General features: G+C 38.8%; 22 protein-coding genes and 1 tRNA gene. 10 read left to right on the top strand and 13 right to left on the bottom strand.

What is annotated here, in order from left to right; translation table 11 throughout:
- Nucleotides 1-399 precede the first annotated feature (399 nt).
- A complete protein-coding gene (locus tag ABD930_RS09090; protein ID WP_345231394.1) occupies nt 400-1,497 on the top strand; it encodes a mandelate racemase/muconate lactonizing enzyme family protein in 1,098 nt (365 codons plus the stop codon).
- Between the two features lie 11 nt (nt 1,498-1,508).
- On the opposite strand, the gene ABD930_RS09095 is transcribed toward ABD930_RS09090, so the two are convergent.
- Entirely contained in the window at nt 1,509-1,943 is a 435-nt protein-coding gene (locus ABD930_RS09095; protein ID WP_345231395.1) for a hypothetical protein, read from the bottom strand.
- A 153-nt stretch (nt 1,944-2,096) separates the two neighbouring features.
- Between ABD930_RS09095 and ABD930_RS09100 the strand changes: the two genes are divergently transcribed.
- Entirely contained in the window at nt 2,097-3,878 is a 1,782-nt protein-coding gene (locus ABD930_RS09100; protein ID WP_345231396.1) for an aminopeptidase P family protein, read from the top strand.
- A gap of 14 nt (nt 3,879-3,892) precedes the next feature.
- Nucleotides 3,893-4,699 carry a nucleoside triphosphate pyrophosphohydrolase gene (mazG, locus tag ABD930_RS09105; RefSeq protein ID WP_345231397.1) on the top strand — a complete coding sequence of 269 codons (807 nt, stop codon included), beginning with the start codon at nt 3,893-3,895 and terminating at the stop codon, nt 4,697-4,699.
- 38 nt (nt 4,700-4,737) lie between these two features.
- On the opposite strand, the gene ABD930_RS09110 is transcribed toward mazG, so the two are convergent.
- Nucleotides 4,738-5,958: an ABC transporter permease gene (locus tag ABD930_RS09110; protein WP_345231398.1), complete on the bottom strand. Its 1,221-nt coding sequence runs from the start codon at nt 5,956-5,958 to the stop codon at nt 4,738-4,740.
- A 72-nt stretch (nt 5,959-6,030) separates the two neighbouring features.
- On the opposite strand from ABD930_RS09110, the gene fmt reads away from it, so the two are divergent.
- A complete protein-coding gene (gene fmt, locus ABD930_RS09115) occupies nt 6,031-6,945 on the top strand; it encodes a methionyl-tRNA formyltransferase (protein WP_345231399.1) in 915 nt (304 codons plus the stop codon).
- A 12-nt stretch (nt 6,946-6,957) separates the two neighbouring features.
- Here fmt and ABD930_RS09120 read toward each other — a convergent pair whose 3' ends face one another.
- Both ABD930_RS09120 and ABD930_RS09125 read right to left on the bottom strand, forming a co-directional pair.
- Nucleotides 6,958-7,824 carry an aminotransferase class IV gene (locus tag ABD930_RS09120; RefSeq protein WP_345231400.1) on the bottom strand — a complete coding sequence of 289 codons (867 nt, stop codon included), beginning with the start codon at nt 7,822-7,824 and terminating at the stop codon, nt 6,958-6,960.
- Nucleotides 7,825-7,866: 42 nt separating this feature from the next.
- Entirely contained in the window at nt 7,867-8,913 is a 1,047-nt protein-coding gene (locus ABD930_RS09125) for an RluA family pseudouridine synthase (RefSeq protein ID WP_345231401.1), read from the bottom strand.
- A 91-nt stretch (nt 8,914-9,004) separates the two neighbouring features.
- Here ABD930_RS09125 and ABD930_RS09130 point away from each other — a divergent pair, with 91 nt between their 5' ends.
- Nucleotides 9,005-9,670: a response regulator gene (locus ABD930_RS09130; protein ID WP_345231402.1), complete on the top strand. Its 666-nt coding sequence runs from the start codon at nt 9,005-9,007 to the stop codon at nt 9,668-9,670.
- A 39-nt stretch (nt 9,671-9,709) separates the two neighbouring features.
- Here ABD930_RS09130 and ABD930_RS09135 read toward each other — a convergent pair whose 3' ends face one another.
- A complete protein-coding gene (locus ABD930_RS09135; RefSeq protein ID WP_345231403.1) occupies nt 9,710-10,345 on the bottom strand; it encodes an FMN-dependent NADH-azoreductase in 636 nt (211 codons plus the stop codon).
- A 444-nt stretch (nt 10,346-10,789) separates the two neighbouring features.
- On the bottom strand, nt 10,790-11,323 hold the full coding sequence (locus ABD930_RS09140; RefSeq protein ID WP_345231404.1) for an NAD(P)H-dependent oxidoreductase: 534 nt from the start codon (nt 11,321-11,323) through the stop codon (nt 10,790-10,792).
- A 99-nt stretch (nt 11,324-11,422) separates the two neighbouring features.
- Here ABD930_RS09140 and ABD930_RS09145 point away from each other — a divergent pair, with 99 nt between their 5' ends.
- The gene (locus ABD930_RS09145; protein WP_345231405.1) at nt 11,423-11,776 is read left to right on the top strand and encodes a winged helix-turn-helix transcriptional regulator; all 354 of its coding nucleotides are present in this window, start codon (nt 11,423-11,425) and stop codon (nt 11,774-11,776) included.
- Nucleotides 11,777-12,343: 567 nt separating this feature from the next.
- Here the strand turns inward: ABD930_RS09145 and ABD930_RS09150 are convergent.
- Nucleotides 12,344-12,559, bottom strand: a complete 216-nt coding sequence (locus tag ABD930_RS09150) for a hypothetical protein (RefSeq protein ID WP_345231406.1) — start codon at nt 12,557-12,559, stop codon at nt 12,344-12,346.
- Between the two features lie 113 nt (nt 12,560-12,672).
- Between ABD930_RS09150 and ABD930_RS09155 the strand changes: the two genes are divergently transcribed.
- Genes ABD930_RS09155 through ABD930_RS09165 form a run of 3 tightly spaced genes read left to right on the top strand, consistent with a single transcriptional unit; the run spans nt 12,673 to nt 15,776 of the window.
- Nucleotides 12,673-13,242, top strand: a complete 570-nt coding sequence (locus tag ABD930_RS09155; protein ID WP_345231407.1) for a hypothetical protein — start codon at nt 12,673-12,675, stop codon at nt 13,240-13,242.
- Nucleotides 13,243-13,275: 33 nt separating this feature from the next.
- Entirely contained in the window at nt 13,276-14,625 is a 1,350-nt protein-coding gene (locus ABD930_RS09160) for a Dyp-type peroxidase (protein WP_345231408.1), read from the top strand.
- Nucleotides 14,626-14,636: 11 nt separating this feature from the next.
- Nucleotides 14,637-15,776: a catalase family protein gene (locus ABD930_RS09165; RefSeq protein ID WP_345231409.1), complete on the top strand. Its 1,140-nt coding sequence runs from the start codon at nt 14,637-14,639 to the stop codon at nt 15,774-15,776.
- Nucleotides 15,777-16,126: 350 nt separating this feature from the next.
- On the opposite strand, the gene ABD930_RS09170 is transcribed toward ABD930_RS09165, so the two are convergent.
- The 5 genes from ABD930_RS09170 to ABD930_RS09190 all read right to left on the bottom strand — a co-directional run bounded on the left by ABD930_RS09170 (nt 16,127) and on the right by ABD930_RS09190 (nt 19,639).
- Nucleotides 16,127-16,199: transfer RNA gene (locus tag ABD930_RS09170), tRNA-Lys, on the bottom strand.
- A gap of 210 nt (nt 16,200-16,409) precedes the next feature.
- Nucleotides 16,410-17,240, bottom strand: a complete 831-nt coding sequence (locus ABD930_RS09175; RefSeq protein WP_345231410.1) for a universal stress protein — start codon at nt 17,238-17,240, stop codon at nt 16,410-16,412.
- A gap of 162 nt (nt 17,241-17,402) precedes the next feature.
- Nucleotides 17,403-18,470, bottom strand: a complete 1,068-nt coding sequence (locus ABD930_RS09180) for an NAD(P)H-dependent flavin oxidoreductase (protein ID WP_345231411.1) — start codon at nt 18,468-18,470, stop codon at nt 17,403-17,405.
- Between the two features lie 40 nt (nt 18,471-18,510).
- The gene (locus ABD930_RS09185; protein ID WP_345231412.1) at nt 18,511-19,428 is read right to left on the bottom strand and encodes an acyltransferase family protein; all 918 of its coding nucleotides are present in this window, start codon (nt 19,426-19,428) and stop codon (nt 18,511-18,513) included.
- A 40-nt stretch (nt 19,429-19,468) separates the two neighbouring features.
- A complete protein-coding gene (locus ABD930_RS09190) occupies nt 19,469-19,639 on the bottom strand; it encodes a hypothetical protein (protein ID WP_345231413.1) in 171 nt (56 codons plus the stop codon).
- A gap of 604 nt (nt 19,640-20,243) precedes the next feature.
- On the opposite strand from ABD930_RS09190, the gene ABD930_RS09195 reads away from it, so the two are divergent.
- The gene (locus ABD930_RS09195) at nt 20,244-21,470 is read left to right on the top strand and encodes an aspartyl protease family protein (protein WP_345231414.1); all 1,227 of its coding nucleotides are present in this window, start codon (nt 20,244-20,246) and stop codon (nt 21,468-21,470) included.
- 685 nt (nt 21,471-22,155) lie between these two features.
- On the opposite strand, the gene ABD930_RS09200 is transcribed toward ABD930_RS09195, so the two are convergent.
- On the bottom strand, nt 22,156-23,292 hold the full coding sequence (locus tag ABD930_RS09200) for a hypothetical protein (RefSeq protein ID WP_345231415.1): 1,137 nt from the start codon (nt 23,290-23,292) through the stop codon (nt 22,156-22,158).
- Nucleotides 23,293-23,394: the final 102 nt, after the last annotated feature.

A 23,394-nucleotide genomic window follows, 5' to 3' on the forward strand; every position in this document is an offset into this window, starting at 1 on the left:
ACATGACCATGCTATCGGCATTAAACAGAAAAACATCGTGCAATAGAAAACAAATAACCTTTTTTTGCCGCTTCGAAATTTAACCGGACAACACTGATTCAAAATAAGGGTAAAATCAGCCATGCTAAAACCCTAAAATTTTTAACTAAATAAACCTTCCAAAAATCGAACAAACATGTACATCGAAAATTAATTTTTAGTTAATCGTAAAATTATATCAAACGTTAAAACGTGTCCTCTTTAAGTTATCTGTAGTGTTAAAAAAGTATTTACCTATAGCTAAGGTCGTGCTAATCTTGTGCGAAGATAGTGTCAAAAAATGGATGTTGTGCATGATTATACACAACATTCTCCAAAACAAGAAAAAATGACTATTTTTCATGCGTAGATATATCGACTATGTTTATTACACATACGGAAATATACCGGTTCAGCATCCGCATGGAACCCTTTGTTATTGCAACGGGAACGATGGATTATGCGCAGAACACCTTGGTCAAAATACATACAGACGAAGGACTTGTTGGTTATGGCGAATGTTCAGCTTTTCCCATGATTGTTGGAGAAACACAGGATACTTGCCTCCTATTAGCACGAGAGTTTGCTCGTTTATGGAAAGGAAAAGATGCATTAGCCATTCATTCCCGCTTAAAAGAGCTGGATAACTACATCGCGAGGAATACCACGGTAAAGAGTGCTTTTGATATGGCTTTGTACGATTTAGCAGCAAAACATGAAAACAAACCGCTTTACAATTATCTGAACGGGAATGTAAAACCCATTACCACTGATATCACCGTCGGAATAGATCATGCCGAAGCTATGGCTGAAAAAGCCCTTGCCTTTAAAGAAAACGGCGCTTCCATTTTAAAAGTGAAGCTTGGTAAGAGGCCTCAAGAGGATATTCAACGGATAAAAAAAATACGGGATCTTATTGGATACGATATACCCATTCGGATCGATGCAAATCAGGGATGGACTTACGCGACTGCCGTGGAGGTGTTAAAGGGAATTGCAGCATGGAATATACAATTTTGTGAGCAGCCCATGCGAACGGAGGACGATTATTTTTTGCCACAATTGAGGCAGGAAGTTGCTATTCCGATTATGGCGGATGAAAGCTGCTATAACCATAAAGACGCTGAACGGCTTATTGCCCAAGGGGCTTGCTATGCCATCAACATCAAATTGGCAAAATCGGGAGGTATACGAAAAGCACTCCAGCTTCATCAGGTAGCTGATCAAGCTGGAGTTCCCTGCATGGTTGGAGGTATGCTGGAGAGCCGATTGGCCTTAACCGCGAATGTACATCTGGCTTATGCCTGTGAGGGTATCCAATATTACGATCTAGACACCTGCATGATTGGCCATCTGGAAGATCCGGTTATTGGCGGTGTAATCTTCGATGGTTATGACATCCATATAGGAGATAATCCCGGTATCGGAGCGGCAGTAGACGAGCATTTTCTACGCCAGTGTGAACGCTGGGTTGTCTAGAATTCAGGCTTTTAATCAAATGTTATCGTTTCCGTGCCTGATACCTTGGCAATATGGCATTCACAGCGACCACCGGAAATAACCATTTCACTTGTTTTGATGGCACCAGAAGTAGGGTGTTTGGCACGAATAAGTAAGGTATCACCAACTTCACTCAAATCACTTTTATCAGCATCACTTGCCACTAGATAGTAAGGATTTCTGGAAATATTATTTTTCTCAGCAGCACTAGTTAGTTTTTTATGTGTTGATTTTAAGGTGACAGAGAAATCTTTTACTTGCAATGTGTCGCCACTGGTATCTTTGAAAATTACCCCAACTGTTCTAAATTCCATCGTGCAGGGTTTTGGTGGACAGTCTGTTGAGGCTTGATTATTTTTCTTTGCTGCGCAAGAAGTTAACAGGATCACTGCTATAGCAAAAATTAATGTACGTTGTGTGTTCATTATCGAATAGTGTTAATTTACTGCTTAATAAACAAAAGAAGTAAAACAAGGTTTTCATTTATTGTTTAGATAGATGGAATAAACATTTTTACAAAAAAATGCCATGGAATCATACGGCTATTAGTAACTTGCAAAAAATCACAGCAACAATCTATGATGACGTATTCAGAGAAATTAACCGCTCTTAGGAAATATATGCAAGAGCAACAGATAGCTGCTTATGTAATTCCTTCTTCAGATCCACACATTAGCGAATATTTACCCGATCGGTTTAAGTGCATTGCTTTCGTTTCCGGATTTACAGGTTCAGCAGGAACACTAGTAATTACGCATAATTTCGCAGGCCTATGGACGGATTCCCGTTATTTTGTTCAAGCCAATGAACAGCTTGCCGATACTGGTTTTGAATTAGTTAAATTAAAAAATCAAGGTGTTCCCGAATATATTGGCTGGTTAGCTGAAACGTTAAAATCAGAAGACAAAGTTGCCTTTGATGGTAAATTAGTATCGGTGAGTATTGCTAATCAATTAGTCAATCAATTACAACCCTTTAAAGTGACCATTGATGGAACAGTAGATTTAGTAGAAGCCATTTGGGAAGATAGGCCCCTACTTCCTACCGAAAAAGCGTACTTATTGGATAAAAGCGTTACTGGAAAGGATACCGCTGATAAATTGATCGAAATTCGTCGACAGCTGGATAACATGAATGCGGACTATCATCTGGTCTCCTCTCTTGACGATATCGCATGGATTTTTAATATGAGGGGAAGCGATGTTAAATGTAATCCCGTGGTATTGAGCTTTGCTCTATTAACGCCAGATCGAACCACATTGTACATTGACCAACGTAAATTATCTCTTGAAGATCAAGAACTTTTGCGTAGACAAGGGGTTTATTTAGCCAACTATGATCAAATATATGATGATCTAAAACAGTTACCTACAGGCAAAAAGTTGGCTTTAGATCCTAAGCGTACCTGTTATGCGCTATACGCTGAAATTCCACAGTACGAACGAATTATGGAGATAGTCAATCCGAGCACCCAATTAAAAGCCATTAAAAACGGAGTCGAAGCAGAATATACACGCCAAACCATGATCAAAGACGGCGTAGCACTTACTCGATTTTTTAAATGGTTAGAAGAACAATTGGGTAAGACAGCATTATATGAGTGTAGCATTACCGACAAACTATTGGAATTTAGGCAACAACAAGAAGGCTTTGTCAATGAAAGTTTTGATACGATTGCTGGTTATCAAGCGCATGGAGCTTTGCCTCATTATAAAGCAACAGAGCAGAGTAACGCTAAGCTGGAAGCTTCCGGATTGCTATTGATTGATTCAGGTGGACAATACGTAACTGGTACTACCGATATCACACGCGTGATATCACTAGGAAATTTGTCGGATGCTGAAAAAGTTGATTATACCCTAGTACTCAAGGCGATGATAGAAGGCAGCACAACGATTTATCCAGCAGGCACAAAAGGATATCAAATTGATGCGATTACCAGAAGACCCTTATGGGAACGGTTCAGAAATTATGGGCATGGTACAGGGCACGGTGTTGGTTTTTTTCTCAACGTTCATGAAGGACCACAGGTTTTTAATAGTGCTAATATCGATGTTGCGATAGAAGAAGGAATGATAACCTCGATCGAACCCGGATTATATCGCGAAGGCAGATATGGTATCCGGATAGAGAATTTGGTATTAAGTGTACGTGATCAAGAGACGGAATTCGGACCATTTATGAGTTTTGAAACATTAACCTTATGTTATATTGCAACAGACCTGATCGATAAGACTTTATTGGATCAAAAGCATATCGATTGGTTAAACCAATACCACTATATGGTTTATGAACGTTTGTCTCCCCATTTAAATGAAGAAGAACAACAATGGCTAGCGAATAAGACAAAGATTATTTAATATATTGAACAAAAATGCCTCATACCGCACCTGTAGCACAACACACGCCCGCTAAGGCTTTCGAACGACTGTTAGAAGTCCTGAATACCCTCCGTATAGCATGTCCATGGGATAAGAAACAAACCATGGAAAGTTTACGACACTTGACGATTGAAGAGACTTATGAATTAGCCGATGCTATTTTAGAAGGTGATGTAATGGAAATTAAAAAAGAACTAGGGGACATCATGATGCATTTGGTTTTTTATGCCCGCATTGCAGAAGAGCAGCAAGAATTCACAATAGTTGAGGTTCTAAATAGCATTTGTGACAAGTTGATTAACAGACATCCACATATTTATGGAGCAGTGGAAGTGGCCAATGAAGAAGACGTTAAACGAAATTGGGAACAGTTAAAATTAAAAGAAGGCAATAAGTCTGTGCTGGCAGGTGTGCCTAAAAGTCTACCGGCTTTGGTTAAAGCCCATCGCATTCAGGATAAAGCGAGAGGCGTTGGCTTTGACTGGGAAGAAAAGACGCAGGTTTGGGAAAAAGTAGAAGAAGAATTACAGGAGTTTAAGGAAGCCTTCGATATCGCTGAGGACAAACTTACTGATATAGCACAGGCAGAAGAAGAGTTTGGCGACCTATTATTTTCACTCATTAACTATGCTCGGTTTTTAGGTATTAATCCGGAGAATGCTTTAGAGAAAACGAATAAAAAATTTATTCATCGCTTCAATCACCTAGAGCAACGGGCAAAGGAGAATGGACAACAGCTACAAGATATGACCTTGAATGAAATGAACGTGTATTGGAATGAGGCGAAAGGACTCGACTGATAAAGGCATATTTCGAGTCGATGCTATTTAAATGGGTACTATTTAAAACGGATCGCCTTAATGGGCGTAATCGTACTGACCAAACCCGAGGGAATTAATAAAGCTATTAAACATATTAATCCGGTGCCCAGGTTTAATAAAAGAACATCTGTGACGTTAATTTGAATAGGAACATAGGATATATAATAAGCACTTTCGTCTAATTTAAAAAAATGGGTATAATACTGTAATACACATAAACCAAGTCCTAAAAAGTTTCCAAGTAAGAGACCTATTCCAATAAGACGAGCTGCCTGATATAGAAAAACCTTCCGTATGGCTACATTAGTTAACCCTAGGGCCTTTAAAATTCCAATCATATTTGTTCGCTCCAAAATTAAGATAAGCAATGCTGAAATCATATTAATCATGGCCACGACAACCATTAAAATCAAAATAATCTGAGAGTTAATGTCTAATAAGGCAAGCCATTCAAAAATTTCAGGAAATTGGTCAGCAACAGTTACCGCAAGTAGTTGTATGGGAAGAAAGTCTAGGATTTGTTGATTGATAGATTCCAGCTGATCAAAATTTGTTGTACTAACTTCATACCCCCCTACTTGTTGATCATTCCAATTGTTTAATCTTCTGATGAGCGATATATCACCAATGACATAGGTTTTATCAATTTCTTCTACACCGAGATTAAAAATGCCAACGATCTTAAATTTCCGCTTGCGTAAAGGCTCTTGTACAAAATACATTAAAAAATCGTCACCCAATTTAAGATGAAGCCTATTTGCGGTGTAACTCGAAATCAAGATTTGTTGTTGTGCCGGAATAGTATCAGCAAAAGAAAGGGTATGTCCAGATAATAAGATATCGGCTAAAGCGTGTTGATTGTATGTACTATCTATGCCTTTTAGCACAACCCCCTCTATTTCATCATTAGCATTAATAATACCTGGTTTGGTGGCAAATGCACTCACCTGCTTGATATGAGGGAGCTGACGAAGTTTTTTTAGGCTATCTGCTGTTAACTGAAATGGTGAACTTTCGTAAGCATTATTCAGATTATGTTTATAGATTGTGATATCACCGTTAAACCCGCGTTCCTTTTCAATGATACTTGCTTTAAAACCTTTTAAAATCGCGATCGACAAAATCATGACGGCCAAGCCCAGTACAACACCAGTAACGGCTGCGTTAACCATTAATTTAGAATATTTTTTCGTCCCTCCTGTAGAGATTCGCTGTGCTAAGTAAAATGGAAAATTCAAGTCTGAAAATTATATTTTGTACCTTAGCAAAGGTAAAGATTTGAAGTGTTCAAAAAAATTTAACGAAGAATAATGCGCATTATATTTATGGGAACTCCAGAATTTGCGGTAGCTTCATTAGAAGCTTTACTTCAAGCTGGAGAAAACGTAGTTGCCGTAGTTACGGTCGCGGATAAACCAGCAGGAAGGGGACAGAAACTGCAAGAGTCTGCAGTAAAGAAATTTGCTAAAGAACAACATATTCCCGTTTTACAACCAAATAAATTAAAAGATCCGTTGTTTTTGGAAGAATTGAAAAGCTTTCAAGCAGATCTGCAGGTAGTAGTAGCCTTCCGAATGTTGCCAGAGGTTGTTTGGAATATGCCACCAAAGGGAACGATTAATTTACATGCGTCCTTATTACCCCAATACAGAGGTGCAGCACCGATTAATCATGCCGTTATTAATGGAGAGCAGGAAAGTGGAGTAACTACTTTTATGCTTCAGCACCAGATTGATACAGGCAATATATTATTTAGTGAAAAGGTGGCTGTAGGCGCTCATGATACGGCGGGCGACTTACACGATAAGTTGATGGAAATCGGTGCAAAATTAGTCGTAAAGACAGTTCAAGCCATCAAAAACAATCGTTATCAACAATTACCGCAGACAACAGTAGATGCGAACCAATTGAAGCACGCACCAAAGATTTTTAAAGAAGATTGTAAGATCGACTGGAACCAACCAGTGTATCAAGTGTACAATTTCATTAGAGGATTAAGTCCTTCCCCTACTGCATTTACCGAATTCCAAGGAAAATCGCTTAAAATTTTTAAATGCCGACCTATAAGGGAGAAGCAGCATGAGATTCCAGGCACCATACAGACTGATAGCAAGCATTATTTAAGATTTGCAGTAGTGGATGGTGCCATTGATGTTCTTGAACTACAATTAGAAGGCAAGAAACGAATGCATGTAGAAGAATTTTTGAGAGGAGTAAGGCTATAATATAGCCCTACCCTATTCTTCACCTAATTCGGACGCTAATTGCCACTTTTTCAATTTATCTTGCAGTTTTTTTGATAAATGGTTAAAGTAGCGTTTTTTCTGATATCCCATTACCCAATGAATTCCGTGAATGGCATTCGTTAAAAATAACTCATCGGTTTCATGCAAGATTTCTGGACTGATTTGCGCTTCTACAACTTCTATTCCTATTTCGCCAGCCATTTCAATAACTACCCTACGCATAACGCCTTCAATGCATCCTTCACTCAAAGCAGGCGTATATAGTTTATGATCGTACCAAACAAAGATATTAGCACTTAGTGATTCACAGAGAAAACCATCTTGATTTAAGATGAGCATATCATCGCAACCCAAACGCTTACGTTCTATGCCAGCTAATACATAAATTAAGGCATTATTACTTTTTAAATGTGATAGACCATTAACGGCCTTCCTATGCTTTTTATAGACGTCAATAATGACACCCGTCTTGTTTAAATGATACCCGTCCTGAGCCAAATCGGTTGCCTCTAATAGATAATGCGCCTTATTGGTTTCAGGACTGTACAAACCACCCCCCGCTCTATACACACTTAATCGGATTCTTGCATCATTACCCAATCGGTTCTTTTTAACTAATTCGGCCGCTTTTTCGCGAATAAAATAGGCATCAAACTTTTGGGCTCCATCTAAATACAATACCTGCATGCTTCGCTGTAGCCTTTCTACATGGTAGGATAAAAAACGGATATCGTTATCCATCCAACGCATGGTTTCAAAAAGGCCATCACCATAGCGTAAACTTCTGTTATGACTTGTTACAATAGGCTGGTTTTCCAGCACCAAACTACCGTTATTATTTATATATTTATCGTTCATGAATCTTAAACGGGAAAAAAAGTGAAATAGTTCCTTGAAAAATTATTTCGAGCGTTCATACTGTACATAAGACCGCCATTTGTCGAGACATAGGGAAAAATCTTCCGGTAGCTCGACCTCAAAATGAATATATTTTTTGTCTCTTGGATGAATAAAACCTAAACTTTTTGCATGAAGGGCCTGCCGTTGAAGAATGGAAAAACAGTTATCAACAAAATGTTTATATTTACTAAAAACCGTTCCTTTCAATATCTTATCGCCACCATAGAGCGCATCATTAAAAAGAGGGTGGCCAATGTGTTGCAAATGGGCTCTGATTTGATGCGTGCGCCCTGTTTCTAATTGACATTCAATTAAGGTAACATAACCCAAGCGTTCTAATACCGTGTAGTGGGTAACCGACCATTTTCCTTTCTCCTCCTGATCATAAACGGACATTACCCGTCGATCTTTTGCACTTCTTCCGATATAACCGGTCACAGTACCATTGCTACTAATATCTCCCCAAACCAGTGCGATATATTTACGATGAATGCTATGGTCAAAAAATTGTTTAGCTAGTTGCGTAATGGTCCATTCATTTTTAGCGATAACCAGCAGGCCACTAGTATCTTTATCGATGCGGTGTACCAATCCCGGTCTGCCGTCATTACCAGGTAATTGTGGAAGTTGGTTAAAATGAAATACCAGTGCATTTACTAATGTGCCGGTGTAATTATTGTATCCTGGATGTACAACCATGCCTGCCGCTTTGTTGACAATCAACAGGTCGTCATCTTCATAGAGAATATTTAAAGGGATATCCTCTGGATAAACCTCCGTATCTCTAGGTGGATGGGGTAATACGACGGTTATGATATCATTCGGTTTAACTTTATAGCTTGCCTTGATCACCTTGGCATTAACCAATACATTATTGGCCGCAATGGCGTGCTGTACCCGATTTCTCGATGCATGTTCTACTCGATGCATTAAAAACTTATCAATACGCAAGAGCGCTTGTCCTTTGTCAACAACAATACGTAAATGCTCAAACAAGTCTTGTTCTTCCCCGCTGTCTTCTAAGTCCAATGCTGCATCTGTTATCATGGTGCAAACTTATAGAAAATGCTGCGCAAAATAAAGATGAATTTTGAATGTTGGCCTATCGTGGTGCGATAATTGCTAAATGCTTTTTTAAATGGTTACTAACACAGTAGATGGCATGTCAGAAAATATAGACCTTATTAAACTTGCAATTGTAGATGATCATCAAATTGTTATTCAAGGGCTAAAAAATCTACTCGTTCCCTACCCGCAAATACAGATTGAAGGTAGCTTTACCAATGGTATGGACGTTATCCATTTTTTGCAAACAACCACAGTTGATGTCGTTTTATTAGATGTTATGTTACCAGGGATAAATGGTATGGAGCTTTGTAAGGAGATTAAAATGTTATTTCCCCAAGTACGTGTATTAGCACTTAGCAATCATGCCGAACGTAGTTTTATTATGCAGATGCTGCAAAACGGAGCCAGTGGTTACTTATTAAAAAATGTTTCTGCCGAGAAGTTGGTTAAATCTATTTATGAGTTGCATAATGGAGAAATTACCTTTAGTAAAGAGGTAAAAGAAGTTATAGCAAAACCCTCACTCAATGAGTTGAGGGGTACCCCTTTATTAACTAAACGGGAAAAGCAGATTTTGGGTTTAATAGCTGAAGGGAAAACCACTACGATAATGGCAGATGAGCTGTGTTTAAGTCCGCTTACCATCGAAACACATCGTAGGAATCTGCTTCAAAAATTTGCCGTTAGAAATGTTGCTGAACTTATCAAAGAAGCGATACAACAACGCATATTATAGATTATTTAAGCGCTATTTACCAGCCCTTTCACAGTAGTTTTAGTTGATTGCACTTATGGCTTTGAAGATTTCTCTTTTAGCGTTTTCAAATATCTCTCCTCCAAATTCTTCATTATCTAACGAAAAAACGCTAACGTCTTTTACGCCCATATTGCCAAAAATAAATTTCAAATAGGTGGTCTGAAAATTCATATGTTCGTTTTTCTCATTTTCTCCATATCCCCTATCGCCCCTGCTTGAAAGAATAAACAGCCTTTTGTTTTCCAGTAAACCGACATAATCACCATCGGGGATACCAGACCTGAATCTCCATGTTTCGTTTATCCGCATAATTTGATCTATGTAAGCTTTTAATCCGCTGGGAATTGACCAATTGTACATCGGTGTTGCCACAACATAGATATCGTTTTCTTTCAGCTCTTTTACCAACTCATTACTTAGTTTTAACGCTACCTGGTTTGCTTCAGTTCTTTCGGCAGGTTTTATAAAGGCCCCTGCAATCCAAGATTCGTCAATACCGGGAATGCTATCAGTACCGACCTCCCGATACGTAAATACATCTTGTGGATGTTTTAACGTCCAGTTTTCAATAAAGAGTTGTGATAGTTTTCGGCTATAAGATCTTTCTTTTCTTACACTTGCGTTAATGATCAATACTTTTTTCATTTGCTTCATATATTTTATGAAGCAAAATTTCTGAATATTAACTTAAGAAAAATTGATGTAGTTCAAGATGGTTTATTTTTTTTCCGTATCCGACTAATAAATTCTGCAGACACACCTAAATACGAAGCTATTAAATATTGAGGCACTTTAGAAGCGATATTGGGGTAGGTTTCTAAAAAATCAAAGTACCTATGCTCCGCATCGTACATATTGCTATAAACAATTCTTTTCTGGAGTGCTCCGAGATAGCGCATTTTCTGTCATAACGTTTCCCTAAACTCTTTTATAGCACACAAATTTACATAAATATGTTGAACGTTATTCCGAACCAAACCAGTGTAACGACATAATCAAAAGAGGCCAATAGCTCGAAAAATGATAAAACCCATGAAAGCTGGGGTAAAAACATAAGAAGAAATAAACGAAAAACAGTTGGATAAAAAATCGTAACGACTACAGATTTGTTAAAAAATCAATATAAGGTGCTACGCTTTTCTCAATATGTTCTTTTGTATTATTAGTCTCATCTATTCCATAATAAGCAAACAAGGGGCGATAATCAGCCCTTATGTAGTTAAATGTTAATTCAAATGGTGCCGTTAGCTCCTTTAAGGTATATTTGTACAAGCCTTGCGATGAATATCCTTCCTCTTGAACACCTGCTGAAATAGCCAATCCAATTTTCTTATTGCCAACTTTGAACCCACTTTTACTCCCGAAAGCCCAGCCGTAAGTTAAAACCTCATCAAACCACTTTTTTAATAGTGGTGGAGAACTAAACCAATATAACGGAAATTGAAATACAATTTTGTCATATTGTTCTATCAGCTCTTGTTCTGCCGATACATCAATTTTTTCATCAGGATAAACCTTGTACAACTGATGAAGTTTAAATTTTTCGGGATATTTACGAAGTTCTTCAATCCACCGTTTATTAATTAGTGAACGCTCTATATTAGGATGAACAACTATTATTAATGTTTTCATATATCGTATCAACTATAATTATTGATACAAAAATAACCCTGTCTACTTCAATTTCGTACATTAGCAACTGATTGTATGGTACTATAAAAAATGTAAGTAATGTCAAAAATAAAAGAAACATCAACAAACTTTGCTAACAAACAGGTATTATCTAAAGAATGCTTAGAAGTATATGCTTGCAACGTTATCGGTGGGCAATGGTCTTTGCCTATATGTTACGCTCTGATAAACGGAAAATTAAGGTTTGGTGAATTGAAAAAATGCTTACCCACAATAACGGAGCGGATGCTCATATTACAACTGCGAAAGTTGGAAGAAAATAAAATTGTTAAACGAACGGTTTATGCAGAAGTTCCACCACGAGTAGAATACGAGCTAACACCGATTGGATATGAATTGAAACCGGTTATCAAAGAACTCGAAACGTGGGGCAAAAAGCATAAGGCACTCTGATTGCTATTGTCTCTCTTGTAGATACTTTCGCCTCCTGTAAACTAATAAAATCTATAAGTAAGCCTTAATTGGGTATGACAATACTGCGTCTTGCAATCGACCTAATGCTGCTTTGGTTTTTCCTAACTGTTCGTATATTAGATATTGTCTGGTATATTTCATGATCAATAGGAAGTTCTGGAAGTTCATTCCAAGGAACGCTATGCTGGTGAATACATGGTCTACCTTAAAAGCGAATTATTTTTAATGTTTTGATCGATTTAGACCTTAAATTTAAAGAATATTGATTTTTTGACATTAATGATGCTTGTTTAAGATAAGTTAGAGTTTTTTGATCAGATAGATTAATCCTAAGCCTTCTACGAATCGAATCCTTGAGTTCTCGATCCAGCTGAAATAACAAAAGCAACCCTTTTAGAGTTGCTTTTGTTTGTGAACCCGTTGGTACAGAACTCGAACTGTGGATAGTTGTCCCTAGCGTACATGAAAAAAACAACTCTATTAGTAATGTCTAATCCAATAACCTTTCCGCTAAAAACATCGAAAAGATCTAACACAAGATTTGATTTAACCGCTGCTTCTTTGAATCTGATTATTAATTCTACCATTTGTACAAATGCAAAAGGAATAGTAATCTGTACGAAAAGGCTGATGGGGATATTGATGTAATTTTTGTCCGGAGGATACATAAAACGCCTGGCTGTGCTCCACTCCAAAGTATTTCAGTGTATCGCTTATACCATCAAAAGGCTTCACCGCATTTTTAACATCTGTGAACATCATTAGTGAATTTGGTTAAGGAGTTTATAAATATTTTAACTTTTTTACAATTTAAGTAAACTATTTTTACATCAAAGTGTAATTAAGAATAAAGATAACGATTAATTTTATTGCTTATGTCAATCATTAAAGAAACTATCGAAGATTTGAAGCTGAAAGTAGAACTGCTTTTAGCCAAGCGAAAATACAGTGTGGACGGCCCGTCCCATATTGTCGAATCAGCCGGGAAAAAAGGATTGCGTTCGGGCAAGGTATCTGAGCTTACGGCCATTGCGCCCCTAAAACCCGGTGGGGCCGACCGCCTGCGCAAGATCATCGAGCTGATCAAGGGCGATTTTGGCGGGGCCATCCTGGTGGGAACGCTGCATGATATGCGTTTCGTGTTCATTGATAACGATACCAGGCTACTGTTCTGTACCACATTTGACGGCGACTGGGATGTGTATATTGAGGATTTTGCTACCAAGATACCGGAGCTTATGGACCTGATCTTCGAGAGCGTAGAAGGATGGCCGGGCATTAAAGACCCCTCGGTTAAACAGTATATACTGGACCACCAGCTTACAGCAGATGCCTGGTTCGTCGCCTATCCGAACCTGACGGTAAATGACGTCCTGCGTAATGAAAAGATCGTAAAAGGCCTGTACAAAACACTTGATGAGGCCCAGGACAGCAGCCAGCATTAATAAAACTTCATTTCCTATTTACCTGTAAAATCCATGAGCAACCTATTTCAAAGAATATTCAACCCTTCAAAAGTCAGCCTGGAACTTGACGATATACAGGCACTCATCCTGCGGAGCCGGCCGGTTCCCTATTTCGGGACCAACGTGTTGCTGCATATTGACGAGCCCCGCGCCGGAAAGGAACTGATCAAAAAACTGATCCCGCTGGTCACTTCGGCTAAGAACTGGCACAAGGCAGAAGAGGCCACAGCAACTGTTGCGTTTACCTTCGAGGGGTTGAAAGCATTAAACCTGCCGGAAGAATCGCTGAAAAGTTTCCCGGAGAGTTTCCGGGAGGGCATGGCGGCAAGGGCGGCTAAGCTGCACGATGTCGATGAAAATGCGCCGAAGCATTGGCAAAAGCCTTTTGGTACCGGGCAGGTACATATCGCCATCAACATCATTGCCGATACCCGCGAAAAGTGGGAGGCCAAACTCAGGGAGGCCGAAGAAGAACTGAAAAAAATAAGTGGCGTAAAGGTACTGCTCAAAGCAGATTTTGCAGCCACAGAAGAAGTAAAGAATGTATTTGGGTTCCGTGACGGTATCAGCAACCCTGAAATTGAAGGAAGCGGCGTGGATGAGGTACCGGGTTACGGCAGGCCGATCAAGGCGGGTGAATTCATCCTGGGCTACCCCGGCGAAGCGGGCACTGTAGGTTATTACCCCCAGCCGGACATACTCGGTAAAAACGGCTCCTTCCTGGTCTTTCGTAAATACCATAGCAAGGTACATGAGTTCAACCGTTTTTTGCAAAAGCACGCGCAGACAGAAGACGAGCAGGAATACCTGGCTGCCAAAATGTTTGGCCGCTGGCGCAGCGGGGCACCCCTGACACTGGCTCCCCGTAAAGACGATGCAAAACTTGGCGCCGACGCGGAACGGAACAACCATTTTTCCTACAAGGATGACCAGAACGGAAAGACCGTTCCTCTTTCCTGCCACATGCGCAGGATGAACCCAAGGGATACCAAACAGGCTGTTATCTCCGATGTCAACCTGCACCGGATCATCCGGAAAAGCGTTTCTTATGGAGGGGAACCGGAGAAAGGCATCACAACCGACGACGGCAAAGAGCGCGGGCTTTACTTCATCGCCATCAGTGCCAAGGCAATGGACACGGTCGAATTCCTGCAATCACAGTGGGCCAATGAAGGGAATTTTATTAACCATGGCGATGAAAAGGATCCCATCATAGGGCTTAACCAGGGAAAAGGTGTATTTACAGTTCCGGGCGACATCAGGCGCAGGTACAATGCGATAGAAACCTTTAACATCATGCAGGGCGGCGAGTATTGTTTCCTGCCGGGCCTTAGCGCACTGAAATGGATCAGCGAACTTTAATTTTGAAACCTATGGCAACAATATCCTATGTAAAATACCGACCTGAAGTCGAGAACATCAAACCTGGCTTTGACCAAAAAGAAAAAGTGATCACCGAGGATATAAAGAAATATATTCACCAGTCTTCAGAGAAAAGTAAAACCTCTTACGCCACCAGGGATGCCCACGCTAAAGGGTATGCTGCCCTGAAAGCGCAGTTTGAAGTATTAGGGAACTTACCCGCCGAACTGGCGCAGGGGCTCTATGCCTGGCCGGGCAAGTACGAGGCTGTCGTACGTTTTTCAAACGGTTCGGCAAGGGTAACTTCAGATAAGAATAGTGGCAAAGCTATGGGAATTGCCATAAAGGTTCTTGGCGTAGGCGGAAGCTGTACCCTTGAAGATGAGGCGGAGTGCGGCAATTTCGACTATAATATGATCAATTGGCCGGTATTCTTTTGTAACTCAGCCGACCACTACCGCTACATTGACAAGCTGTTTTTAAAGGTCAACGATTATTTTGCTAAAGGTACTTTGGGAAGGCTTAAATTTATGTACCACTGGCTGACAGGGATAGGGACTTTCTTTCCGAATAAGCAGTCCTGGAAAGAATTCCGCGCCTTCTCCTCTTTCCAGAAGATCAAACCGGAAAATACATTACTGCACACCTTTTACTCAATGGGCGCAGTACGGCATGGTGACTATATAGCCAAGTTACGAGCCGCGCCCGTACATGCCTATGCGCAAAAGGTAAACCGGCGTACCCTTGATGTGGATGCCGCCGACCAGGTGTTCGGGCCTGCGCTTATTGCGGAAATCAAAGAGCATGATTATGCTTTTGACATCCAGGTACAGCTTTGCACAGACCTGAAGCAGATGCCGGTGAATGACCTGACCAAAGAATGGGCGGAAGAACTTTCGCCCTACCGTAACGTTGCGCGGCTGTACATTCCGAGGCAGGACGTATCGGGAACGGAAAATTTCGAGGTCATGGAACATTTATCTTTTACACCGTTCAGGTGTTTTAAAGAAAACGAGCCTATCGGGGAACTACAGCGTACGCGCAAAGAGGCTTATAGGACCTCATCCACGTTAAGGCATCAATTAAACAGCACGAAACGAAAAGAACCCCAGAACCTTAACGAGATATTCGGAAATGGCACAACAGCGTAATTCAAAAAAAAGGGAAGTGAAATACCACTAATGGTAACTCGGATGTACAAAGGTGCTACATCATTCTTTGCGTGACTTCTGCGTATCCACAGCAGAAGCTCCATGTTTTGTTTGATTTTCATCATCCCACATTAAAAGGTTAACAAATAACTATTTGAGAGTCCTTTTTGACCAAATCGCCTCATCAAACCCGTCTAATTCGGTGACCTAAATTTACCATTTAAAATAGGTCACCGAATAGGTCACCGAATGGTATGCTATAGAATGATATTAAATGAATCGCTTTTTTGTAAAAATCGCAGAAAACAGACTCGTTTAATGCAAAAAGGCGCTATTTCTAGCGCCTTTTGTGATCCCGCTGGGATTCGAACCCAGGACCCATACATTAAAAGTGTATTGCTCTACCAGCTGAGCTACGGAATCCTATTATAACGTTAACATCGTATGTTGTTAACTTTCAAAATTCGAAATTTTATTTCTCTATTAAATCGTTAATGGGTGCAAAGGTATGCTTTTTGCCCATTTTGGCCAAATTTCAATCTAAAAAAATTCGTATATTTCTTTTATCGACTATAAATCAACTCCTTAATTTTGCAACTGTTTTTTAATGATGAAAAATAGTAACCATTCGCATTAAGGTTGCTTGAGGATCAATACCGGAAGATCAGACTTCAGTGCTATTGTTTGGGTAATACTTTTGTGGGTTAAACGTTTGAAAAAATTATATTTACCAGGAAGCGCGATGATTAATTGTAGATCATGCTGTCTAATAAAACCCATAATTCCTTCAAGAATGTCAGAATTTTCTGTTTGATAAGCCTCAAAAGAAAAGCCTGTAAGTAACCTAGACAAGTTTTGTTTTTCTCGCTGAAAATCACCTCTTCCCGTTATGTCAAGTACCTTTAAAAAGGGGCTGATATGGGATGTCACAGCTAAAGGTTGACGGAAAACAGTCAATCTATCTAGTTCCTGAAAGTCGATAGGCACTAAGGCTGTCTGAAACGTCTGATAATGTGCGTTGGATGGAATTACCAAGGTAGGAACTGTACTTGCCTTAACGATGGCAATGACATTTTTACCAATATATCCACTCTTCACATCAGATTGGTCACTGTTCAATATTAATAAATCGGGGTCTTCTTGTGCAATCAAACGGTTTATAGCATTAATTAATGGTAGTTCCGTTATTGCTTTTTCAACTTTTGTAGTTATATTAACTCTTTCAGAAAATTTATGACTTAGATCTTCCAGATGGCTAACAATTCCTTTTCGCTCCGTTTCCACATTATGTTCATTTAAACACATATATTCAGCAGAAAAGATAATTTGTTGGTAAATGGATGTATAAGTGCTTATGAGAAGAATTATTCGCATAATTTCAACATCTTTACTGGCGTAAGCAACATAGTTCAACACATGCTGCGTTGCAGAAGAGAAATCAATTGGAATTAAAATCGTTTTCATCAGGCTATTTACTGGTTTCTAGTACGCATACTTGTAGATCAAATTTAATATTTCTATCCTAACTCCCCTACATTTTCTTTAAATCGTTTGTAAACAAAAAGTTCACTACCGATAGATAAGCGTTGTCAAAGAAAACAAATTAGTCTTTGTGCTGGAATACTATTAGTCAATGGTGTTCTCTACAGCTTTAATCAGCGAGCCAATAATCTCAGTTGTAGATGCTCCATGGTATTTATTAATTGATTGTCCAAGCCAAATACTCACGAACTCTGCATTATTAGTTATTTTAGCGACTTTTCTCAGTGCCGTTGTGAGCTTATTCTGATAAGGATATGGCAAAATATGGCCAGAATTATCCAAAGCTTCCGTGAAAATGTTTTTCAAACCTCGCGCATATCGTCCCGAAAAACTTTTAGTCAATACAATATCATGTTCTGAAGCATTTCTTAATTTCTGCTTTTCAAACTCCTGTAATCCGCTTTCAGCGGAGCCCAACAGTAAACTTCCAATCTGAAAGCCTTGCGCCCCTAACATTTTTGCGGCCAACAAGGTTCTTGCATTGTAAATACCACCGGCATAAATAAGAGGGGTTTTCACACTGTCGTATACCTGTGACAAAAGGGCCAAACCGCCAATCTTGGGTATCTTCTGATCTGTAAAACTTCCGCGGTGGCCTCCTGCTTCAAAACCCTGTACACAAATAATATGGATACCTGAATTTTCCAATATCTTTGCTTCTTCTACAGAAGTTGCAGTTCCTATAAGTGTCGTACCGTTTGCTTTTAGCTTATCGATACATTGTTGATCTAAGTTTCCGAAAGTAAAGCTTACAATTTTGCAGTTTTCAGCAATAATAGCATCGATTTGATCGTGGTAATCTGTTAACGTTATATCCTCTAAATCTGTTAGGGAAACATTAATCTGATGCCTAGCTGCAAGATTTTCAATAAATACCTTTGCCTCCAGATATGCTGATTTAAGTTCGATCGTCATTTCCGGCACACGGTGAACAAAAATATTAACAGCGAATGGATTTTTGGTAAGTTTTCTGGTGATTTGGATTGCCTCTACACATTTCTCTGCTGGAATATCACCCAATGCTAAGGTTCCTAAGGCTCCAACCTGAGATGTCGCAACGACCATTTCAGTAGTAGATACTCCAAACATAGGCGCCTGTATAATAGGATACGCTATATTCAGTGCTTTGGTGATATCATTTTCCCAATTCATATATTCAGAGTTATTTTAGTTACTTATTATAAGTAAGCAGCTAAATTATGATATCACCTAAGAATTTGCATATTCTATGTTCCGTTTGGGTATGCACTACGCCGCTAGCGCCCAAATAAACAATGAGCGGAAAAACAATAATTATACATACAGATTCATAGATTCCATTCATCCAAACGTGCTCAGCACCTCCTATACGTGGCATATATAAGACGAGGGTGACCAATAGACTGCACCATAAAAAGGCATGCTTAATGCGGGTGGGTCTAGCTATCCGTGAAAGCAGCAGACCAGCAAAGAATGGATACATCGTCCGGATAATACCCACGCGTACTTGTTCTGCATTTAATGTCCAACCGCCGCTGACATCCCCATTGGTGATAGCCAAATGAGCGAGCGCTATGGCCGCAATCAATACCAAAAAACCAAGCGCCGTTTTTGAGAATTTTCTGATACCGATGGCGTACAAGATATTGGCAATGTATTCAAAAAACAAAGACCAGCCTACGCTATTTAGTGGATGCATCTCTTCCCAACCCCGTATATCCATTGACAAGGGAACAGGCAGAACGGTATAACCGATAAACATCACCAACAACATTTTCCACAAGGGAACGGTATGGATAAGTGGCCAAATCGTTGAATCTGTAAAATAAAATCCGATTGCCCCAAGAGTCATCCCCAATATTACCATCGGTTGAAGCCGTTCGATCCGGCGCTTAAAGAATGTACCGATGGTCATTTTATGCCAACGGTCGTCATAAGCATAACCAATCACAAAGCCGGACAGCAAAAAGAAAAAGTCAACAGCCAGATAGCCGTGGTTGACCAGGATATCCAGATGTCCAGTTCCTAATGGTTCGGTCAGATGAAAGGTTACAACAATAATGGCTGCGACACCACGTAATCCATCTAATATGGGGTAATGTGGCTTTGTGGAAAGGCTACTATGATTCATTAGTCTTTGGATATGGAACTTAAAGATTAATAGGAGATGATTAAAATTTATACTGTATCTGTTCAAAAAGGCCTCTATATTGTCGCCTTGGATCAGGTTTATTGATGTTGTATATAATAATCAGCGAATAAGCAAGTGTTTTTCTTTCCTGCGCGTGGAAAATGCCAATCAAGGGCGAATAGGACAAAAAAACAAGTGCTTCAATCTTCATGCGTTCGTTCGATTATCGTTTATAAATTGTCATTTAATGAATCTGTAAAATTAACAAATAACTTATCTGGATTCGACCAAATAATATCAAAATCCAGACAGATAGTCTCAATTTTTACACATAAGGAAGCAGACTTGGTCTAAGAATAGAAAAGATGTAATTTCTTAGTCACTAACTTGCTCAAGAAGCCTTCTGCGTTCGAAACTCAGTCTGGTCGGCCCTGCTTTTCTATTGGAGGTACGATTTAAAAACTGCAGTAATGGATTGGCCGGGCATTGAATGTTCAGAAATTGTTTCTTCTTCCCCTATAAGAGTTTTGCGAAAAATAGAATAACAAATTAAAAAGTCTGATTGACTTGGGTATCGAAATAAAAGTTTGTAGATATTTGTAACTTCAGGTCTTAGTAAAGTGTAAACTATAAGAGATTATCACATTCCTTCTAAAATTTTAGTTGAGCTAGTTGCGATTTAATCTGACAATAAGGAATAGTGCTAAAATATTTTATACCTTTAACCTATTCATATACCATGTATAAAGGTTGTAATGATTATGGTCTTCGCATTCAAACAATGCCTTACCGCATGCACAATATTTTGCGTTATAGTGGCATATGCTCAGGATGTGCGTCCAATGAATGTACCAATACAAAAGCATCTTGAGCAATTGTTTCAGAAACGAGATTTTTTTGAACTGAACACTCAGTTTGATAAGGTCAAATCCAGTTTGCCTCCGGACAAAAAATTGTTCTACCAGGCAGTGATTGATAACGCTTTCAATCGTTGTGAGGCTTCCAATGAAAAGATTGATCAATTCAACAAACGTTTCATTTCTGCGCCGGATTCTGTTCAACGAACTCTACTCCATCTTAAGGCGGATAACTATATTAAGTTGTACCAATATCAGCAAGCAGTAGATTGTTATGAGCGTTTGTTCGACTCCTATCCGGCTTCACAGGATAGCGCAGTAAGGGAAGATTTAGAAGGAACGAAGATGTTATGGGAAGCGATTGCCAGCGTTCCGGCCCAGCAGATTTCTATCAACTACCCGGCTACCGTTTCTTTTCAAAAAGATAAAATCGGCCTTATCCAGCTTCCGATCTCATGTGAGCAGGATACCTGTAATTTGATATTTGATACCGGTGCAAATATATCCGTGATTTCAGAAAGCAGTGCTCGGAAACTGCATATGAAGATCCGACCGGTGAATATTGATGTGGCCAGTGGGATATCCGGGCAAATAACACAGTCGTCACTCGCCGTTGCCGATACCCTGTATTTAGGAGAAATATTGATCACCAATGCTGTATTTCTATTACTGCCCGATGATATGTTGTCTTTTAAACAGAAAGATTACCACCAACAGGGAATTATCGGTCAGCCCGTCATTGCTCAACTTGGACAAATTACTATCCGCCAAAGTGGAACCGTTGAATTTGATAACGATCCTGTGAAAAACTATCAGCACAACCTAGCTTTAGACGGGCCTATGCCAATTGTTAACTTCAGAGTGGAGCAAGATATGCTTCCATTTCGCTTTGACACAGGCACCCCATCTTCGGTGTTGTATAGAAGAATGATTATTAATGAAGGAACGCCTTATGACTTGAAATCAGCTGGTGTAGGTGGCAACATTACCACCTCAGCTGCATATAAGCTTAAAAAATTTAAAATCGATGTTGCTGGTCGCAAGGTCACATTGCCCGAAATCAACGTTAGAACGACGCCAGTTGGTGAAAGCGAAAATTACTATGGAAACTTGGGTCTCGATCTTCTCCAAGGGTTTAAATCAATTGTTATTAATTTCAAAGAGATGTTTGTTCAAGTGGAGTAATCCAAGAATGGTTAAAAAATTTTAGTATTTTATACTCTAGTTAAAGAGAGTGTAAAATTGTACGATTAGTTTAAACTTGTCTGACGCTGTCAGTAAGGTTAAATATTAGCTATTGCAAATCAACTGATGCCTAAAAGCGTAGGTTGATGGCATTCTATAGTTTGATAGAATGTAAAAGGATATATGATAAAAAGTTCCAATTTGGAATTTTTTTTTGTAATTTTAATTAGCAAATAGTTCTTTTAAAATCGCTCAAACTATTTCAAATGATTCGGTTACCTTTTCGGTTACCTATTTGATCAGATTTAATGAAATATAGTGCTATAGAGGGTTAAAAGTACGATTTTTAATCCCAACGGGATTACCGAGAATGTTTTATAAGATCACAAAAGGCGCTGTTAAAAGCGCCTTTTCTTATTTAAATTCTTTTTCAGGTATCGTCTGAAACCCGTTAGGATATTGAATTTTGAAGTGAACCCACTGGTACAGAACTCGAACTCTTTTTTAGAAGATTTAAGGCGATTGAACCAACTTAAAGACATTTCATCTCAATACGATTTGTCAGCTAATCAAGGTAAAGAACCTCAGGATTCGACTAGAATTAGAAAGTTAAAACGATAACTCTGCTATAATATTCCGTCTTCCAATGGCTCCTTTAACTTGGATTAAAGGAGCCATTGGCCTATTAAATGATTGACTTATAAATCTCGTCAATTTTATTTTTTAATATAGAAACGTATTCATTAACAATGGAATCTAAACTTTCAATTAGTGGAGGATAATGTTCTTTTAATAAACGTAATTTTCCAATAGCAAGTGCATGTAAAAACTCCAATAACGCTTCTCCTTGATATTCCGAATGATGCTTAACAAATGTTTTCAAAAGCATTAACATATTTTCTGAATTTTGTCGACTATAAGAATAGTTTAATTCCTCAGATTTTGCAGATCGTAGAATTGCAGCTTGGATAATACCATCATTAAAACGATTAAACACAAAAGGATCCAGCAAGTTTTTTACGAAATTACTCTGTCGAAGCCCATCTTCACTATTTCGCATAGCATTCAATACACACGCAATAGTAAAATAAACGTCTGATTGGGAGATATTGTCAAAATAGTTATTATCGTTGAAAAACGCCGAATTCTTGCGTATTTTCAACGGATTACCTTGTAAATCATTATAAAAGATCTCTTCTGTTCCACCTTTCGTTTCTGAACCGGAAAAATTGTTTATCAAGTCTATTCTCTTTCTTATAAATGAAGATGGTTCATCCAAGCTCTCTTGGATTTCTTTTAAATGCTCTATTTCTTTTTCCCAAGGAGTTTCAGTATTTGAGTTGTCGCAATTAATGGTTTCAATTTCAATAAACGAGCTGTTTTCCGCACCATACAGACCATATTTAATATTACTTTTCAGCTCCTTTTGTTTATCGACATTACTTATTCTGTTGATTCCAACAAAATAAATAAGTCGCATACCATCGTAATTTCGGAAGAACCTACTCAAATACAGTAAATTTTTTCCATTCGATATACAAGAGCCCACAATCAATATCGAACCGACTTCCTCATTATTGATATCTTTTTTCGTAAGATCTGATTGACTTATGAGATTAATATTGTTTTTGGAAAAGTTCTTTATTCTTTCAAAAATATACGCGGCTAACAACTCTGAACCTTTGTCATTTAGGTAAATAATATACTTTAACGAAGCAGGAACATGTTGATCTACATAAGCGTCAATTTTCGCTTTATGTTTTTCATATTGTTCATTTTCAATATTCTTAATGATATTTTCATAATCGATATAAAGATTCATTAGTGTCCGGTTAAATTTGCAGCATGCTTAAAAAGCATGTTTGTTTTCTTTTGAACGATGTTTTTCTGTCCAGTGTCAATAGCATGGTCATGTCTGAAAGAT

The sequence above is a fragment of the Olivibacter ginsenosidimutans genome (assembly GCF_039542865.1).
Lineage (GTDB): Bacteria > Bacteroidota > Bacteroidia > Sphingobacteriales > Sphingobacteriaceae > Olivibacter > Olivibacter ginsenosidimutans.

What these genes read in the sequence shown, in the direction of transcription:
- ABD930_RS09120 (WP_345231400.1), bottom strand. Translation starts at nt 7,824, where the DNA reads ATGAACGATAAATATATAAATAATAACGGTAGTTTGGTGCTGGAAAAC.
- ABD930_RS09150 (WP_345231406.1), bottom strand. Translation starts at nt 12,559, where the DNA reads ATGATGTTCACAGATGTTAAAAATGCGGTGAAGCCTTTTGATGGTATA.
- ABD930_RS09160 (WP_345231408.1), top strand. Translation starts at nt 13,276, where the DNA reads ATGAGCAACCTATTTCAAAGAATATTCAACCCTTCAAAAGTCAGCCTG.
- ABD930_RS09135 (WP_345231403.1), bottom strand. Translation starts at nt 10,345, where the DNA reads ATGAAGCAAATGAAAAAAGTATTGATCATTAACGCAAGTGTAAGAAAA.
- ABD930_RS09165 (WP_345231409.1), top strand. Translation starts at nt 14,637, where the DNA reads ATGGCAACAATATCCTATGTAAAATACCGACCTGAAGTCGAGAACATC.
- ABD930_RS09125 (WP_345231401.1), bottom strand. Translation starts at nt 8,913, where the DNA reads ATGATAACAGATGCAGCATTGGACTTAGAAGACAGCGGGGAAGAACAA.
- ABD930_RS09095 (WP_345231395.1), bottom strand. Translation starts at nt 1,943, where the DNA reads ATGAACACACAACGTACATTAATTTTTGCTATAGCAGTGATCCTGTTA.
- ABD930_RS09155 (WP_345231407.1), top strand. Translation starts at nt 12,673, where the DNA reads ATGTCAATCATTAAAGAAACTATCGAAGATTTGAAGCTGAAAGTAGAA.
- fmt (WP_345231399.1), top strand. Translation starts at nt 6,031, where the DNA reads ATGCGCATTATATTTATGGGAACTCCAGAATTTGCGGTAGCTTCATTA.
- ABD930_RS09190 (WP_345231413.1), bottom strand. Translation starts at nt 19,639, where the DNA reads ATGAAGATTGAAGCACTTGTTTTTTTGTCCTATTCGCCCTTGATTGGC.
- ABD930_RS09100 (WP_345231396.1), top strand. Translation starts at nt 2,097, where the DNA reads ATGATGACGTATTCAGAGAAATTAACCGCTCTTAGGAAATATATGCAA.
- ABD930_RS09145 (WP_345231405.1), top strand. Translation starts at nt 11,423, where the DNA reads ATGTCAAAAATAAAAGAAACATCAACAAACTTTGCTAACAAACAGGTA.
- ABD930_RS09090 (WP_345231394.1), top strand. Translation starts at nt 400, where the DNA reads ATGTTTATTACACATACGGAAATATACCGGTTCAGCATCCGCATGGAA.
- ABD930_RS09175 (WP_345231410.1), bottom strand. Translation starts at nt 17,240, where the DNA reads ATGAAAACGATTTTAATTCCAATTGATTTCTCTTCTGCAACGCAGCAT.
- ABD930_RS09180 (WP_345231411.1), bottom strand. Translation starts at nt 18,470, where the DNA reads ATGAATTGGGAAAATGATATCACCAAAGCACTGAATATAGCGTATCCT.
- ABD930_RS09185 (WP_345231412.1), bottom strand. Translation starts at nt 19,428, where the DNA reads ATGAATCATAGTAGCCTTTCCACAAAGCCACATTACCCCATATTAGAT.
- ABD930_RS09200 (WP_345231415.1), bottom strand. Translation starts at nt 23,292, where the DNA reads ATGAATCTTTATATCGATTATGAAAATATCATTAAGAATATTGAAAAT.
- ABD930_RS09130 (WP_345231402.1), top strand. Translation starts at nt 9,005, where the DNA reads ATGGTTACTAACACAGTAGATGGCATGTCAGAAAATATAGACCTTATT.
- mazG (WP_345231397.1), top strand. Translation starts at nt 3,893, where the DNA reads ATGCCTCATACCGCACCTGTAGCACAACACACGCCCGCTAAGGCTTTC.
- ABD930_RS09140 (WP_345231404.1), bottom strand. Translation starts at nt 11,323, where the DNA reads ATGAAAACATTAATAATAGTTGTTCATCCTAATATAGAGCGTTCACTA.